We start from the raw sequence: 16,965 nt of genomic DNA, 5'->3' as shown, positions 1-16,965 counted from the left end.
AATCTTATAAGGTTCTAGGCCGACTAGCAAGCTTTATTTACTAAATCTTTTCAAATCGTTTACGATGCTGATGGGAACTGAACAGCTGCCAATGTCTCCATGGAAAACTTCACCGTTACGAAAACCGTGAAAGTCACTTCCTGCTGTTTTAAGGAGAGAGTTTTTTTCTGCAAGTTTCTCATAAAAAACAACTTGTTCCTCCGTATGATCTGGATGTTTATACTCTAATCCGATCAAACCGTTCTCACTTAAAATCGGAATAAGTTCGTCTGCCCCGTAAATACCTGGATGAGCAAGAACAGGTACTCCTTTTGCATTCCTAATCAATTCTATCGCTTCAATTGGAGAGATACGTTCGGTTGAAGCATAAGCAGCTTTCCCTTTTCCTAAATACTTTTCAAAAGCTTCAGGAAGTGACTTCACGATTCCTTTTTCCATCAAAATCTCTGCAATGTGCCCTCTTCCAACATTTCCTTTGCCATGTCTTTTTACTTCTAACTCAGATTCCTTTACAGGGATGCCAAGGTTGTTCAAATTTTCAAGAATCATCTTATTTCTTTTATCTCTAACAGAAGTAAGGCTACGTAGTGCTTTTAAAAAGTTTTCATCTTCATAGTCTATGAAATAACCTAATACATGGATATCTTGACCTTCGTATAAAGTACTTATCTCAATACCTGGGATTACAGTAAAGTCTTCATGCTTTTCGGCTTCTATCATCGCTTCCCGAATTCCATTAACTGTATCATGATCGGTGATCGCTATAGCGCTGAGACCTTTTTCAACAGCTCTCCTAACATTTTCTGCAGGAGTAAAGGTCCCATCAGATGCTGTGGTATGGGTATGTAAATCGCTTTGTTTCATTTTTATCTCCTAAAACATTTTTATTTACGGTACATGAAATTTTATTATGTTGTTTCTTTTATTATCGGGTTTTCAACATAGCTGATCCAATCACTCCAGCTGCCAGCATACAGAGCTTTGTTTGCGATTCCCGCTTCATCCATAGCTAGAATGTTGACGCATGCCGTTACACCAGAACCGCAATACACAATAACGGGTTTCTTTTCGTCCATCCCATCATACATACTTTGGAGGTCTTGTCGGCTCTTCCACCAGCCAGGTTCTCGCAGATGACTTTCCCAAGGTATGTTTATCGCATTTGGTATATGACCCGCCTTATGGTCGATCGGTTCGATCTTTCCTATATAGCGTTGAAATTCTCGTGCATCTACGATCAGCGTACCGTCATTTTTCATTTCGCATAATACATCATCTTTGTTCTTTAACATGTCATCTCTTACTTTTGACGTAAAATGTGCAGGTTTTTCGATAGGCATTTTACTTGAGATGACATATCCTTTTTCTTTATAGTGTGTATAGCCGCCTTGCATGACATAAACGGTATCATGTCCTAAGTATTTCAAAATCCACCAAAGTCTTGCAGCCATGCTGCCTGATTGATCATCATAGGCGACTACAATTTTTTCTTGGTCAACACCACAACGGCTAAAAAATTGTGATAGTATGTTTACGGAAGGTAATGGATGACGTCCACCATGGGTTGAAACGGTGCTTGAGAGATGTTGATTAAGATCTGCATAAATGGCACCTTCGATGTGATCGTTCTTATACAGTTCATATCCCTTTGACGGTTCAGCTAAAGAGAACCTGCAATCAAAGATCACGATATCAGCACTGTTCACTTTTTGGTTCACCCATTCAGGACTTACGAAATTCGACATATTTGACCTCCTGTTTTATGAAGTAATTCGTTATTTTAACTTCATCTAGGGAAAGCTGTAACTATTAGAAAAGATAGAAAGAAGTGACGTACAGATGATACATAGTATTCCTAACGCATCCATCGTATTGTTCGGAGCGACTGGTGACCTTGCTCACAGAAAACTTTTCCCTGCTCTTTATCAATTGTATCAAAAGGGACATATGAAAGAGAACTTTTCTGTTGTAGGTGTTTCAAGAAAAGAATTCTCTCATGAAGAGTTTCAGGCTGAAGTTGCGTCAGCTATTCATGAACATGCACAAGGTGCAAATCGCCAAATCGTAGAAAAGTTTGCTTCTCATTTTTATTATCTAAAGATGGATGTAACGAGTGAAGCAAGCTATCATGAGCTTGAAGAACTGTTGAACGTACTCGACAGAGATTATCAAACGAATGGAAATCGCCTTTATTATCTTGCGATGGCTCCAAAGTTCTTCGGAACGATTCCTACTTTCTTAAAATCAGAAGGAATCACGAACACGGAAGGTTGGCAACGAATCGTGATTGAAAAACCATTCGGTAATGACTTGCCTTCTGCAACAAAATTAAATGAAGAGATTCAGCAGAGTTTCAATGAAAATGATATTTACCGCATCGATCACTATCTTGGTAAAGAGATGGTTCAGAACATCCAAGTGATCCGTTTCGGAAATGCCATCTTTGAATCGATTTGGAACAATAAATATATTGACTCTGTTCAAATCACATCGAGTGAAACATTAGGTGTAGAAGATCGAGCAGGTTATTATGAAAAATCTGGTGCTCTTCTTGATATGGTACAAAATCATATGCTTCAAATGGTCATGATGGTGGCCATGGAACCGCCGGGTGAATTAAAACCAGAACACATCCGAGATGAAAAAGTGAAGGTCCTACGTTCCCTGCGCTTCTTTTCAGAAGAGGAAGTGAAGAAGAATGTGATCCGTGGACAATATTCAGAAGGATCAATGAATGGAGAACAAGTTCCTGGGTATTTAAATGAAGAGAATGTTGATCCGAAGTCTCAAACAGAAACATTTGTAGCAGCTAAGCTATTTATTGATAATTTCCGTTGGACTGGCGTACCGTTCTATATCCGAACTGGTAAACGTATGGCTGTAAAATCTACAGAGATCGTCATTCAATTCAAACAAGGTCCGATGGCACTTTATCATGCGAACACAGAGAACTATCAACCAAATTTATTAAGAATTCATGTTCAACCAGATGAAGGTGTTAGTCTCACTCTGAATGCTAAACCAAAAGGTGACACACCTGATCTGTTGCCGATCGATATGACATACAACAATAAGAATACAGCTGAGATGAACTCACCAGAAGCATATGAGAAACTATTGCACGATTGCCTTCTTGGTAATTCTACTTATTTCACACGTTGGGATGAAGTGGCACTGAGCTGGGACTTTATTGACCGAATCACAAAATCATGGCAAGACGGAACGGGAGCTAATCTCACTCACTATCCGTCAGGAAGCATGGGACCTAAAGAGGCAGACGAACTATTGAAAGCTGACGGACATTCTTGGTGGGAACCTACAAAAGTTAGAGAGGAATGTTAGTTCATGAAAATATATGATGTCTCATTACCGATTTTTGAAGGAATGCCAGTTTATAAAAACAAACCTGAAAAACAACCAGTGTTTAACACCGCACAAAATGGTCATGTAACAGAAACACGTATCTCAATGGATGTTCATACAGGAACACATGTTGACGCTCCTCTGCACATGGTTCCTGGTGGAGATACGATCGAAACCCTTCCGATCGAGAAACTGGTTCGAAAAGCGAAAGTGATCGATCTTACAAGTTCTACGGGTTTTATTTCAGCTGAAGATCTTTCGGTTAAAGATATTCAAAAAGATGACTTCGTCTTATTTAAAACGAAGAATTCCTGGGACACAGAATTCAACTTTGAATTTATCTATGTAAATAGTGATGCAGCAAAAGTGTTGGCTGAAATCGGGATAGCAGGTGTCGGAATCGATGCATTGGGAGTAGAAAGAGCTCAAGAAAATCATCCTACTCACAAACAACTTTTTCAAAACAACATCATTATCATTGAAGGACTTCAGTTAAAAGAAGTTCCTGAAGGCGAATATTTAATGGTCGCTGCTCCTCTTAAAATAAGAGGCCTTGATGCATCTCCTGCAAGAATCGTATTGATTGAACAATAATAAAAACAAGGGCTTGCATCATTTTCGAATGCAAGGCCCTTTTTTTTTGTGTAGTGATCATGTTATTCTAAAGCTGGTTTTAATTTTTGAGTGGGATTAGGATCTTTCTTTTCTTCGTCTCCCCCGCCTTTTTTCTTCTCAGGTTTGATAGCAAAAAATGCAGCAATGGCTCCAATAATACTCACTCCTGCAGAAGTATAGAAAACAATCTCATGTGACTGTTTCATGAGAATCGCATAGATCGGTGGCCCGAGCGCAACACCAACAAAGCGCATCGAACTATAGATCGAAGTGATTGTTCCTCTTGCCTCTTTTTCAATTCCTTCAGTGATTAGCGCATCTAAACTTGGAAGTGCCGCACCAATTCCTATACCAGCTACGAAAAGTGCACCTAAAAGAAAATAAACGTTTTCTGTAAACGTAATCAAAAAGACCGAACCACCTAGCAGCGCCATAGAGATAAACGTACACCACTTCATGATGATTTTATTTTGTTTGATCTTCTTTCCTGCAATAAAGGAGGCTATGGAAAGTGCTAATAACGGTACAGCGATTACTAATCCTTTCATAACACCCTTCACCCCATACTTCTCTTCTAATATGGTCGATAGGTAAAATAAGATACCAAACAAGACAAACATAATAATGCCACCGATTAAAAAAATGGCCATCAGCCATCTTCCTTCGTTATGAAAAATCTGTTTTACGTTTTTAAGATATTCTTTAAACGGTTGTTTTTCTTGCTCCTTTTTTGGAACTTTAACCAAGAACATAACCAGCAGGATAGATATAATACAAAATACGGGGATAAGCCAGAATGGCAGAAACCAAACGATCGTAGCGAGAAACGCTCCTAGAATAGGACTCAATACTTTTCCGACCGTATTGGATGTTTCGATCAATCCTAAACCTGAACTCACTTCTTCTTCCTCTTTAAACATATCCCCTACTAAAGGTAGGACTACGGGTGCTGCGCCAGAAGAGCCTACACCTTGAAAAAACCTTCCGATAAGTATAAAAGTAAACGCATGATCCGATTGCCAGGCTGCCCAACCACAGATCAAACCACCGATCCCGGCAATAAAAAGGCTAGGGATGATTACTTTCTTACGGCCAAAGCGGTCTGAAAGATATCCAGCGATCGGAATCAACAAGATGGCAACGATCGAATATACCGTGATGATTAAGGAGACTTGAAATGAGCTGATGTTTAGTTCTTTTCCGATCTCAGGCAAAACGGGTATGAGCATAGAATTCCCCAAAGTCATCACAAGGGGAATGGATGCTAGTGCAAGTAAGTCCCACTTTTTCTTTGCTTCCATAATTTCCTCCAAAACCGTACTATTACATCTTTAGTATTGTAAAAAGTCATAAAACCATACAAGAAAATCCACCCATTGACTCAAGAAACCAAATAAAGCTACACTAATGGCAACCTTTAATTTGTCTATTGGAGCGATATGAAGAAAGGAAGTAATTTTTTTGGAACATTTATTAAACAACAGAGCAAAAGACATACAGATCTCAGGTATACGTAAATTCTTTAATGAGGTTACTCAGTTCCCAAACGCGATCTCATTAACTTTAGGACAACCTGACTTCCCAACCCCAATGCATGTAAAAGAAGCTGCGATCAGAGCGATACATAATAATCAAACGGTTTATTCTCATAACGCAGGTTATATTGAACTTAGAGAAGCTGCCTCTTCTTTCTTTCATGAAAAGTATGCTCTTACTTATGATCCAGCTCGAGAGATCATCGTTACAGCTGGTGCAAGTGAAGCGATCGATATTACATTGCGTACCATCTTAAGTGAAGGCGATGATGTGCTTCTTCCTGCTCCCATCTATCCAGGTTATGAACCCGTAATTACTCTTTGCGGTGCGAACACTATCTATATTGATACAACTCAAACAGGGTTTAAAGTCACACCTGAATTAATCAATAAACATATAACCAAAAAAACAAAAGCCATCATCATCCCTTCTCCCTCTAATCCGACAGGTGTTGTTTTGGAGGATCATGAATTACAGGCTCTTGCTCAATACTTGTCTAACAAAGATATCTTTGTCGTATCTGATGAGATCTATAGCGAATTAAAATACGAGGGTGAACATCAGTCGATCGCGAACTACGAAGGCATGCGTGAAAAAACGTTTGTTATTAACGGACTTTCAAAATCACACAGTATGACCGGTTGGAGGATAGGATTGCTTCTCGGACCAAGTAACCTTATGCAACATGTTTTGAAGGTTCATCAATACAATGTTACGTGTGCTTCAACCATCTCGCAGGCAGCTGCTATTGAGGCATTAACAAACGGTAAAGACGATGCTTACGTCATGCGAAACGCATATAAGGAACGGCTAGATTATTGTTACAACCGACTTCACGATATGGGGTTGAATTTCGAAAAACCGAACGGAGCTTTTTATCTCTTTGTTTCCATAAAAAAATATGGTCTCTCTTCATATGAATTCGCAATAAAGCTTTTACAGGATCAAGAAGTTGCTGTTGTACCAGGTGATGCATTTTCAAATATTGGAGAAGGATATATACGCATCTCTTATGCGGCTTCAATGGAACAGTTAAAAAAAGGTATGGATGGTATAGAAAACTTTATAAATTCCCTTTACTGAACTGCCCTCAAAATGGGCAGTTTTTTCGAATAAGTTAACATAAACATATTACGGTTAATTTAAAGTTTCTGAATAAGAACTTAAATTAGAAAAAAACTAAAATTAATTTATTCAAAGGATGCGTTTTTGTGAAGTTAAAAGCTTTATTAAGTCACTTATCGATACCCACTGTGATCGAGGATGATCCTCTGATCACAGGAATCACTTCTCACTCTAAAAAAGTAAAACCAGGAAACTTGTTCTTTGCGATCTCTGGGGTTCAAGCTGATGGCCACCAATACATACAAGAAGCATTTGATAATGGTGCTGCAGCTGTCATCGGAGAATATGATGAGAACATTGGCCCTGGCGTTTATATATACGCAGAAGAAACAAAACGCTTATTAAGTCTGGCTGCTTCCTTCTTTTATGAAGAGCCTTATAGAAAGCATAAGATGACAGGCATTACAGGAACGAACGGTAAAACAACAACATCCTTTTTGTTGCAGCATATCCTCCATGTTCACGGTATGACTTCTGCTCTGTTCGGTACTGTATACCACTATATCAATTCCGAAATAGTGAAAAGTTCACATACTACACCAGACCCAGTCACCCTTCAGAAGATGCTCTTAAGAAGCAATGATGAAGTAGTTGTTATGGAAGTGAGTTCACATGGAATCGAACAGAATAGGATCGATGGGATTACGTATGATCAAGCGATCTTTCTAAATTTAACACATGATCATCTTGATTATCATGGAACGATGGAATCCTACTTTCTCTGCAAGTCGAAATTATTTTCATATTTAAAAAACAAAGGAACGGCCATAATCTGCAGTGAAGGTGAATATGGGAAGCGGCTTAGAGATGATCTGCGTTCAAAAAGCGACTTACAGATTTGGACTTATGGCAAACGAAAGTCTGATGATTTTTATATCGAAGACGTTGGAATAGATTCATTTAATCTGGTACATGAAACACTTCAGGTGACCGTTTCATTACCATTACCGGGCGAATATAATGCCCTAAATACGACAGCTGCAATCGCTGCTGCCCTAGATTATGGGATACCAATAAAAAACTCTGTAGAATATCTAAAAAGCTTTGCAGGAATTCCTGGCCGCTTTGAAGAGATCACCCTCAATAATGGCACAGAAGTGATCGTGGATTATGCACATACGCCTGATGGAGTTTCTCAAGTGCTTGAAGCAGCGAGCAAAAAAGCGGGAGTGCGACCTCTTTATCATGTCTTTGGATTCAGAGGAAACAGAGATCTGACGAAACGTACAGAAATGATTAAGATTTCTTTAGAATATAGTACGAAGACCGTCTTAACTGTCGATGACTTAAACGGTTTAGATCGGGATCAACTTCTCCAAGAAACAAAAGAAGCCATTCCGAGGTCTTCCCACCAACCTGTGATCATAGAAGACCGGACTGATGCTATATTCTTTGCTTTAAAAGAAGCACCGGCAAACTCAGTAGTGATCATTACGGGTAAAGGCCCTGAAAAGTATAAAGAAACATACAATCACCCTTCAACTTCTGATCTTGATTCTGTAGAGCTCTACCAAACGCTAAACAAACCGACTTGTATCTAAAGAATAGAACGAACCACAAAGAACAGCACCCTCATCAAAGAGAGTGCTGTTTTTTTAAAAGGGCTGTTTTCGTAAACTTTGTTGTTTTTGGGAGTGTTGATTTTTTTTTCAGGTTGCTCGCTTTCCACGGGGCAGGCGGTGAGCCACATTCGTACGTTTCACTTTTAAGTGTCTCACCTGTCTAGTTGCAGCGGCTAGCCCCTTAGGGCTAAACGAGCCACTTCCACTTTTCAAACTGCCAGCCTTTACCTTTATGCTCCTTGCTCCTGCGTCTACAAGTTGATGCTAGCGGATTAAGCTTCCTCGTCGCATGCCTTGCGAGATGTATTTCAGGTGGTAGGCACCCACCTTCCACTCCAATCATTTTGTCAAAGGAGATAAGGAGTTCAAAGCTACAATCTTTTAGAAAAGAGCGTTGTAAAAAATCTTGTAATGGGTTTCAGTTTTTGATGCTTGCTTCTTACTAATGAGTCAAACAATTTCACACTTCAATTAAGAATGACACTAATTTTCAAGCTTTTTCATCTGTGTAAGTGAGTTGTTCAGTTCTTGAATTCTTGCCTCAAGATCACCAGGCTTCTTTAATTCTTCAAAATAGTGAACAATTTGATTGATTACGTGAGTTTTGAATTCTTTTTCTGTGTTGACTAACACAGCTTCATAGTGGTGTGTAAGTTTTTTATCAGCTTCAAGCAACCAATTTTCCACTTCACTGTCTATTTCGTCAACAAGGTAGTTCTTCAATTCGTTTGAACCATTTTGTTCAAAGAACTGTTTCGGATTTTTAAAATAAGATAGCCATCTCTTATGTTTTGATTCATCTTGTATCTCAAAATCTAAAGAGAAGGACGGCGTTTTAAACAGATCTGCTGTTTCATTTCTCTCTTGCAGACTTACGCCTCCCTGACCTGCTTTAGAGATCAAATGAGCTACTTTTTCTTTCATGTCTTTGAGTATCCAATGATCTAAACGTAAAGAACATGCTTTAAACTCTTGATGCAAATCATGTGAGATCTTACCGAAAAGTTCCCCGATGCATTGAGCTAACGCGCTCTTAGAACTTTGAACCGCAGCCGGATGAATCGTTTCTTTATAAAAATCATGATAACGAATCAATACACGCTGTTTTATATAATACAAAAGTTCTTTCTGTTCTTGAAGAAATTGTTTTTTTGATATTTTAATATAATCATTACTAAAATCAATCAGTGTGTTTTCTCTCTTCTGAAGAAGCTCTAGATACTCGTCTTCTTTTTCCATTCTTTGAACTGTTTCTTTGATCATATTTTCAATGACAGTGTTAGCATGGGTAACAGAAGTTCTCGCACTCTTGATCATAGTGTTTTCCAACTCATTTTCAATGTAATGAGTTAAGCTTGATGAAAATGCTTCAAACCCGCTTTCTGTCCGCTTACTTGGAATCAGTTCGTTCTTACTCGAAACGGGGAACAATCTCGGGTTTCTGATACCAAATGTAAGAAGGTTGTTCTTTACATGTTGCACAACATCATTCTTGTCTTCTTGGGTTTCAGCTAGATCTGAAGCATTGATCGCAAAGAACATCTTATCTGATGAGAAGGTATCTTTAATTCTTCCTAACTGGATCAAAAATTCTCGATCTGCATATGAGAAAGCATGGTTAAAGTAGGTAAGATAAATGATGATATCAGCGTGTTTCATATATTCAAACGCGACTTCTGTATGGCGAGAATGAATCGAATTAGCTCCTGGAGTATCAACGAGCACAAGACCTTTTTCAGTTAACGGACAGCTGTAATAAATCGTTATTTTTTTTATAAAACAAGCTTTTGTTTCATCGGCAGCATACTCACCGATCTCAGAAATCCCTTTTTTTAGGACGTTACCTAGATGACCGTTCGCCCAAGCGTAACCTGTCTTGTAAGACATCAATCTCTCATCTGAAGAATTCAGTAAATCGCTTAATTCTTGATCTGTTGTTTTCGAGAGCATATTGAGTTCCTGCGTTAGTTCTTCTTCACTCTTCATCTCAATCTTGATCGAACCGTGCTGATGTTCACGATCTGGATACCGTATCTCATTAATAGCAGCTGTCGTAGGATTCGGTGAGGATGGAAGAATACTTTCACCAAATAATGCGTTCGCAAATGATGATTTTCCTGCTGAAAACGCACCGAAGAGAACCATCGTAAACGATCGTTTTTCAAGTCTCTCATGAAGTTCTTCCATCTCAGCAGCTAAATGTGAGAGCCCTCTGACCGGCTTAAGTATCTTAGCTGCCTTTGATAATTTTTCTGTTTCTAGAGAAAGAGAATCTTCGCTTGAATGTAAAGTAAGAAGATTATCCTCTTCCGATTGATCTTCGGTCGTATCTATTTGTTCTTTATGAAATCGTTCCTTAAACATCTCGATTGATAGAGGCTGGTATTCAGCGAGAAACTTTCTTTCAAATTCATCTATTGGTCGATTACGGGATACATTTTCATAAAGCAGTTCTTGAAGGTCATGTTTTTGCTCATCCCAGTTTTCTGCGATCTCTTTTTCTAGATATAGCTTTTTCCGTTCTTTTTCTAACGTGTTCAACTTTTCTTCCAAGTTTGATCGCTCATGATCTGTTTTTGAGTTCAAAGATGTTCTAACAGCATTGATACATTCTGTGACCTCTTGACGTGCTTTCTTTTTAATTTCATTGGATACATTGTTGCAATAGTTTAAAAGACCTTGCCCTTGTGATGACAAACCTGGTGTGATGAATGAATGCAACATGTCTTTATTTACTTTTATAGGTTCCCAATCTGGGAGATGATGGTCTACTTCTTTTTGAAGGGAGCTAACAAAATTTTGAGCATGCCAATTGATATGAGCATCGATCGACTTCTGTAGATTTTCTAATAACTCTTCTGTTCGAACAGTACGTTCTTGCTCTGTTTTTTGTTTTGAAAAGAATAGCCCTACTTTAAAGTCTGTTTTAGCAGATTCAATAAAGGAACTTGCTTTTTCTCTCGTCTCATATGGCATTAATTGTGCGGATTCTAGAATATTAACAAGTTGGTCCTTAACACTTTCTTCTTTTTCATTGATGACCTGTTTGATCTTGGATCTCTTTTTTGTTAGATCTTCAAGTTCTTGAGACAAAGAAGCTAAACTTTGGCTAACAACATCAATGGTTGCTAAACCTTCTTCTTTTCGTTCTACAAAATCATGCACAAAATGCTGAAGCTGATTATTCACTTGTTTTAATAGGAGTGCGTCTTTGTTTTGCTCAATTCTTTTTATATAAGCCATTAGAGCAGTTAGGTCATTATGCGAAACATTTTGCTTCTTAACACTTGTGAAAAAGATATGCTCTTTCGGTATTCCAAGAGATTGAAAAGAGGCAAACACGTTCTCCTTAAATGCTGTAAACTTCAATTCTTCTTCACGGTGCTTATCAATCTGGTTAACGATTAAACGGACATCTTTCCCTCTTTTAATCAGTGATGAGATGAATGCCATGTTCGTTTCAGAGAGTATATGATTATAATCCATTACATAAAAGATCAGATCAGCTAGATAGACAACGTTTTCTGTCGCTTTCTTATGAAGGGGATCAGTCGAATCGATTCCTGGTGTGTCGTAAAAAGCGATATTCTCTACGTTCTTTTCGTCACCGCCATAATAGATCTCTATCTCCTCAACAAGCTCTGCATCTTTACAGAGCTCTTTTATCTCATTCACGTCATATGGAGAGTGGAATGTAACCACTTCTTTGTTTTTTAGAGTAACAACTGCTCTTTCCTCTCCTCTTACCATCTTAACAATGTTTGCACTTGTAGGAATCGGAGAGGACGGAAGTATACCTGTTTCTGAAAGTGCATTGATCAAGCTAGATTTCCCTGCAGAAAAATGCCCGCAAAAAGCTATAGCAAACTCTTCCTTTGCTACTTTAAGGAATAGTTTGCTTAATTGATCTTCTTCTTTTTTATTGTCCATTTTTTGAAACACTTCATATAATCCGATCAATCTTTGTTTTTCTGTTATCAATAGTTCTTTTTCAGTTGACTTCATCGTATCCACCTGTCTTCAATACTGTATCACTATCCACTTTACCATATATATGATAGCGATTTCACCATTGATTATCTATTATCTTGGAATCCGATTGAGTTATTTTTGAATGGAGTTAAAAAAATACGCCATAAAGTATTCATCTTCAAATTTGCCTTCTATGATCACTTGGTCTCTTTGCATTCCTTCTATTATAAAACCTGCTTTTTCATAGACCCTTACCGCCTTTTCGTTTCCAGAAAAAACAGTAAGCCATATCTTATGTAGATTGTTAGTCTCTCCCCATCTTAGCGTATGAGCCAGAAGTTCTTTTCCAATACCTAGGCCTTGTGCTTCTGGATGAATCCAAGTTCTAAAAACACCGGTGTGTTTTTTCATTTGAAGTTCTCCTTTAAGCACTCTAGCGATACCTACAACTTTTTTGTTCCGTTCTACAGCTGTGTACAGATTACCTTTACGCTCAACCTCATGAATAAACTCAATCTCTTCTGAAACGGAATGAGGCTCCTCTTTTTGAAGGTATCTACCGGCTTTTACGATCGCTTCTACATGTTGTGTTATATCTGCTGCATCTTTTTCTTCTACGGGTCTTAAGATGATCTCTTCCCCATTTTTTGCTGTAAAGAAGAAGTTGTCCCCATTTGGCATGGCTTTATTCCTCCAAAAGTTATGATTGTATTATTATGTCTTCTTTACAAGTTGTCATGCATTAAGAAAAATAATGATGATTGAGTGTGATCGTTGACTGATGGATCATCAAAATACCAAACGAAAACTGTTTCTGCCTTCTTTTATCTGTTGGCGAACCGGGATTAAAAAGGATTGTACTCCCCTTTCGCTCATGAAAAGGAATATGGGAGTGCCCAAATATAATCAGGTCAGCAGAATCTCCTTCACATTCTCTGTATGCGCGTTCTGGTGTCGATCTTCCTTTACCAAGATGTCCATGAACCATCGCAATTTTTATATCTTCTATATCAACAAGTATTTTTTCAGGCAATGTATTACTCCAGATCTCTTTGTCAACGTTCCCCTTTACTCCAAAAAGGGGCGCAAACGTTCTGAGTTCTTCGTAAACGGATTCTGCTGTCCAATCACCTGCATGAAAGATGTAATCGATATCCTTCTTTAAGACCTCTAAAAGTGGACTGGGAAAGATCTTTCCTTTTTTCGGCATGTGAGTATCAGAGATAATTAAAATTTTTTTCAACTCTGTAACCTCTTTCCATGAAAACTAGCTATTAATGCCAAATATCTTATATGATTCATTTAAACATAGAGAGAAAATAAACACAAAAAAAGCAAGAGAGACGTTCTCCCTTGCTTTCCAGTAGATTTATCTGTTTTTAAAATCCTCACGAACACGTTTTTGTGAACGGTATGATTGATCACGGCTGCCGCTGCTGCTACGGTTTCCACCATCGCGAGAACCACTGCGTTCGCCTTTAGAATATCCAGAACGGCGATTATCTCTTCCGCCTCCACCCTCTCTTTTAGGGCCTCCTCCAGAACGTCTACGATCAGAGAAACGGTTATTAGGACGTCTCTTTTTAACTGATAGTGGCGGCTCATCTGTAAGATTGATCGGAGTCGTATCAGGTTCTTTTGTAAGAAGCTTAAGCGCTGCAGCTAAGAGTGTTACAGAATCGTTCTCTTCTAGTAACTCAACTGCTGTTTGCTTATAACCGTTAAAGTTATCTTGCTCAACCACTTCCATCAACTTTTCAAGCGTGATCTGTTGTTGTCCTTCCATTGCTTCTGATACGGAAGGAATCGCACGTTTTACCATTTTACGCTTTGTAATTTTTTCGATCGTATATAAGTGATCGATTTCACGCGGCGTGATAAACGTTAATGCATAACCTGTTTTTCCTGCACGCCCAGTACGTCCAATACGGTGAACATAGCTTTCTGGATCTTGAGGAATATCGAAGTTATAAACGTGTGATACACCTGAGATGTCAAGTCCACGAGCAGCTACGTCTGTTGCAACAAGAACTTCGATCGTGTTGTTTTTGAACGCACGTAACACTTTGTCACGTTTTGCTTGCGGAAGGTCACCGTGAATTCCTTCAGCTGAATATCCACGTTTGCTTAATGCTTCAGACAATTCATCTACACGGCGCTTCGTACGTCCGAAAACGATCGCAAGCTCTGGAGAGTGAATATCCATGAAGCGGCAAAGCGCATCAAACTTTTGACGCTCTTTTACTTCAACATATTCTTGTTCGATGTTCTTTACTGTCATTTCAGACGCTTTTACTTTGATAAGCAATACGTCCTTCATGAATTTTGCTGCCAAGTTTTGGATCTGCTTAGGCATTGTTGCAGAGAAAAGCATCGTGTGACGTTCTGTTGGAACGTTTTCTAAGATCTTTTCGATATCTTCAACGAATCCCATGTTAAGCATTTCATCCGCTTCATCAAGGACAACCGTATGAACACTTTCAAGCTTCAATGTTTTTCTATTGATGTGGTCTTGCACACGTCCTGGTGTACCTACTACGATGTGTGGACCATTTTTTAATGCTTTGATTTGTCGAACAATGGATTGTCCACCGTAAATCGGCAATGTTTTAATTCCTTTGAATTGACCGATTTTATTGAGCTCTTCTGCTACTTGAACAGCTAACTCACGAGTTGGAGCTAATACGATTCCTTGTACGAATCGTGATCTAGTATCCATTTTTTCGATTAGCGGTATACCAAACGCAGCTGTCTTACCAGTCCCTGTTTGTGCTTGGCCAATAAGGTCAGTCCCCTTAAGTGCTGTTGGAATGGTATCACGCTGAATCGGTGTTGCTTCCTCAAATCCCATGTTATTAATGGATTGAAGCAACTCAGGACTTAGTCCTAGTTCTTGAAATGTTGTCAATGTTCTATCTCCTTTTCTGTGACGAAAAAGGTTTTACGATAACCTCGTGGATCCGGCAAGGATTGTTATGTTAAGCTGCCGGCCAATTTGTTTTTTCAAAATACATCATGATTTGCACATAAAATAGCATTTCCTAATTAAGTATTGATGGGAAATGCTTAGCCATGTGAATATGCGTAAAAATTAAACGTTAATAGTTACAAGGCTATCCGTAATTCAAACTTGTTCCGTCCATATATATTCCGTTGTTAAACTTATCACGTAAACCTAATAAATGCAACTCTTTACATTAGAAGTGGTGTTTAAAGTTTATTCACACAACTCTTTAAACATGTGATATTTCACTTGAACGGTATTATTCTAACCAATGAAGTTTTGTATGAAACATCATTCTTCCGTTCTAAAGAATAAATTTTAAAAAGCATCGCACGCTAACGGTATTATCTCCTGGATGAAAGAAGGACGCTTCATGGATCATAATTGGGTTTCTGTTATACCGTTTTTAGTAGTAATCCCTATAGCAATCAAGACTAAACAAGTTCTCCCTGGTTTGATCGCGGGTCTTTTGACCGGATCCTACCTACTCCACCCCACACTTGTCGGTGGATTGGAAAAGATGGTTCAATTTCTAGTGAAAGGACTGGTAGACCCTAAGAATATAAAAATCTTAGTATTTTTGTATGCTTTTTCAGGACTCATCTCTATGATTAAACTTTCTGGAGGAATTAAAGGCTTTGTAGAAGAAGCTTCTAACAGGATCCAAACAAAAAAAGGAGCATTACTGCTTACTTATGTCTCTACAATCGGAACTTTTGCAGCTCCAAGTTTTCGTTTCGTAACGATTGCTCCGATCATGAGAGCTCTTTTAAAAAAGGTAAAGATGTCTACCCAAGAACTAGGCTTTGTCATTGAGACTACCGCAACTCCCATCATCGTATTAATACCAATTGCTACTGCTTTTGTTGGTTACATGACATCTATTGTCGACATATCGTTGAAGAACGAAAACATTACAGCAGATCCTTATTCTCTCTTTTTACAAAGCATTCCGTTTAATTTTTTCTCTTTTGTCATGATCATTGTAGGAATCTACCTGAGCTTCTTTCATCATTCAAAATCTACAGAAGAAACAGACCCAAAAGATGTAGGTAAAAGCGAAGAGGATGACTGGCATAGTTGTGATCCTGCTGTAAATAAAGAACTTCCGAATAAACCATGGAATTTACTGATCCCACTCATTCTTGTCGTATTTCTTACTCTCCTGCTGACATGGTGGGACGGTTACAAAAAAACGAAAGGCAGTTTCTTTGCCGCGTTTATTTCAGCAGATGTTATGGATGCGATGCTGATCGCACTGTTGTTCACCACCATATTCACGTTTCTTTTCCTTCGTTTTCAAAAAATGAAGACAGGTGACCTGTTAAATGGGTTTATTTTCGGTGGTAACGAGTTAATGAGTGTAATCGTGCTGTTAGCTGTAGTTTGGGGCTTATCTTCCGTTACGGAAGAACTTGGTTTCTCTGCTTTTGTAACTCGTTACGCTGGATGGATTCCTGGGTCAGTTATTGTTCCGTTGCTGTTTATCTTCGGCTGTGCAGTCTCGTATTTTATCGGATCTGCTTGGGGTACATGGGGAATATTGATGCCTCTTGGTGTATCGATGGCAGGGGTGGCAGATGTTTCACTCCCTCTTGTGATCGGAGCGGTCTTCGCAAGTGGAACATTCGGAGCATTCGCTTCACCTTTAAGTGATGATACGAACACGATCGCACGCATTTTAAACCTATCCGTTATCACCTACGCACGATACAAGCTTAAACCCGCACTAATAGCTGCTGGAATAACAGCTGTATTATACGGAGCTACCGTATTCTTTATTTGAAC

Annotated in this window: 12 protein-coding genes; 5 read left to right on the top strand and 7 right to left on the bottom strand. The window is 38.7% G+C overall.

Annotated elements, in window-relative coordinates:
• Nucleotides 1-33: 33 nt before the first annotated feature.
• Nucleotides 34-864, bottom strand: a complete 831-nt coding sequence (locus tag ABE65_RS09355; protein ID WP_066393981.1) for a PHP domain-containing protein — start codon at nucleotides 862-864, stop codon at nucleotides 34-36.
• Nucleotides 865-908: 44 nt separating this feature from the next.
• Complete coding sequence (locus ABE65_RS09350; RefSeq protein ID WP_066393980.1) at nucleotides 909-1,745, bottom strand: sulfurtransferase; 837 nt, start codon at nucleotides 1,743-1,745, stop codon at nucleotides 909-911.
• Nucleotides 1,746-1,839: 94 nt separating this feature from the next.
• Here ABE65_RS09350 and zwf point away from each other — a divergent pair, with 94 nt between their 5' ends.
• On the top strand, nucleotides 1,840-3,342 hold the full coding sequence (gene zwf, locus ABE65_RS09345) for a glucose-6-phosphate dehydrogenase (protein WP_066393979.1): 1,503 nt from the start codon (nucleotides 1,840-1,842) through the stop codon (nucleotides 3,340-3,342).
• A gap of 3 nt (nucleotides 3,343-3,345) precedes the next feature.
• Complete coding sequence (locus ABE65_RS09340; protein ID WP_066393976.1) at nucleotides 3,346-3,957, top strand: cyclase family protein; 612 nt, start codon at nucleotides 3,346-3,348, stop codon at nucleotides 3,955-3,957.
• Between the two features lie 62 nt (nucleotides 3,958-4,019).
• Here the strand turns inward: ABE65_RS09340 and ABE65_RS09335 are convergent, their stop codons facing one another.
• Entirely contained in the window at nucleotides 4,020-5,279 is a 1,260-nt protein-coding gene (locus ABE65_RS09335; RefSeq protein ID WP_066393973.1) for a bacillibactin exporter BcbE, read from the bottom strand.
• A 160-nt stretch (nucleotides 5,280-5,439) separates the two neighbouring features.
• Between ABE65_RS09335 and ABE65_RS09330 the strand changes: the two genes are divergently transcribed.
• Both ABE65_RS09330 and ABE65_RS09325 read left to right on the top strand, forming a co-directional pair.
• Nucleotides 5,440-6,597 carry an aminotransferase A gene (locus ABE65_RS09330; protein ID WP_066393972.1) on the top strand — a complete coding sequence of 386 codons (1,158 nt, stop codon included), beginning with the start codon at nucleotides 5,440-5,442 and terminating at the stop codon, nucleotides 6,595-6,597.
• Nucleotides 6,598-6,725: 128 nt separating this feature from the next.
• The gene (locus tag ABE65_RS09325; RefSeq protein WP_066393964.1) at nucleotides 6,726-8,180 is read left to right on the top strand and encodes a UDP-N-acetylmuramoyl-L-alanyl-D-glutamate--2,6-diaminopimelate ligase; all 1,455 of its coding nucleotides are present in this window, start codon (nucleotides 6,726-6,728) and stop codon (nucleotides 8,178-8,180) included.
• A gap of 504 nt (nucleotides 8,181-8,684) precedes the next feature.
• On the opposite strand, the gene ABE65_RS09320 is transcribed toward ABE65_RS09325, so the two are convergent.
• The 4 genes from ABE65_RS09320 to ABE65_RS09305 form a co-directional block, all read right to left on the bottom strand.
• Entirely contained in the window at nucleotides 8,685-12,206 is a 3,522-nt protein-coding gene (locus ABE65_RS09320; protein ID WP_066393962.1) for a dynamin family protein, read from the bottom strand.
• Nucleotides 12,207-12,305: 99 nt separating this feature from the next.
• Nucleotides 12,306-12,854, bottom strand: coding sequence for a GNAT family N-acetyltransferase (locus tag ABE65_RS09315; protein WP_066393960.1), 549 nt, complete (start codon nucleotides 12,852-12,854; stop codon nucleotides 12,306-12,308).
• 61 nt (nucleotides 12,855-12,915) lie between these two features.
• On the bottom strand, nucleotides 12,916-13,416 hold the full coding sequence (locus tag ABE65_RS09310; RefSeq protein ID WP_082861363.1) for a metallophosphoesterase family protein: 501 nt from the start codon (nucleotides 13,414-13,416) through the stop codon (nucleotides 12,916-12,918).
• 126 nt (nucleotides 13,417-13,542) lie between these two features.
• Complete coding sequence (locus tag ABE65_RS09305) at nucleotides 13,543-15,081, bottom strand: degradosome RNA helicase CshA (protein ID WP_066393958.1); 1,539 nt, start codon at nucleotides 15,079-15,081, stop codon at nucleotides 13,543-13,545.
• Between the two features lie 469 nt (nucleotides 15,082-15,550).
• Between ABE65_RS09305 and ABE65_RS09300 the strand changes: the two genes are divergently transcribed.
• The gene (locus ABE65_RS09300) at nucleotides 15,551-16,963 is read left to right on the top strand and encodes a Na+/H+ antiporter NhaC family protein (RefSeq protein ID WP_066393957.1); all 1,413 of its coding nucleotides are present in this window, start codon (nucleotides 15,551-15,553) and stop codon (nucleotides 16,961-16,963) included.
• Nucleotides 16,964-16,965 lie beyond the last annotated feature (2 nt).

The organism is Fictibacillus phosphorivorans (assembly GCF_001629705.1).
Lineage (GTDB): Bacteria > Bacillota > Bacilli > Bacillales > Fictibacillaceae > Fictibacillus > Fictibacillus phosphorivorans_A.
The sequence above is the reverse complement of the archived record's forward strand: the minus strand, read 5'-3'. Positions and strand labels throughout refer to the sequence as shown.

What these genes read in the sequence shown, in the direction of transcription:
- ABE65_RS09355 (WP_066393981.1), bottom strand. Translation starts at nt 864, where the DNA reads ATGAAACAAAGCGATTTACATACCCATACCACAGCATCTGATGGGACC.
- ABE65_RS09350 (WP_066393980.1), bottom strand. Translation starts at nt 1,745, where the DNA reads ATGTCGAATTTCGTAAGTCCTGAATGGGTGAACCAAAAAGTGAACAGT.
- zwf (WP_066393979.1), top strand. Translation starts at nt 1,840, where the DNA reads ATGATACATAGTATTCCTAACGCATCCATCGTATTGTTCGGAGCGACT.
- ABE65_RS09340 (WP_066393976.1), top strand. Translation starts at nt 3,346, where the DNA reads ATGAAAATATATGATGTCTCATTACCGATTTTTGAAGGAATGCCAGTT.
- ABE65_RS09335 (WP_066393973.1), bottom strand. Translation starts at nt 5,279, where the DNA reads ATGGAAGCAAAGAAAAAGTGGGACTTACTTGCACTAGCATCCATTCCC.
- ABE65_RS09320 (WP_066393962.1), bottom strand. Translation starts at nt 12,206, where the DNA reads ATGAAGTCAACTGAAAAAGAACTATTGATAACAGAAAAACAAAGATTG.
- ABE65_RS09315 (WP_066393960.1), bottom strand. Translation starts at nt 12,854, where the DNA reads ATGCCAAATGGGGACAACTTCTTCTTTACAGCAAAAAATGGGGAAGAG.
- ABE65_RS09300 (WP_066393957.1), top strand. Translation starts at nt 15,551, where the DNA reads ATGGATCATAATTGGGTTTCTGTTATACCGTTTTTAGTAGTAATCCCT.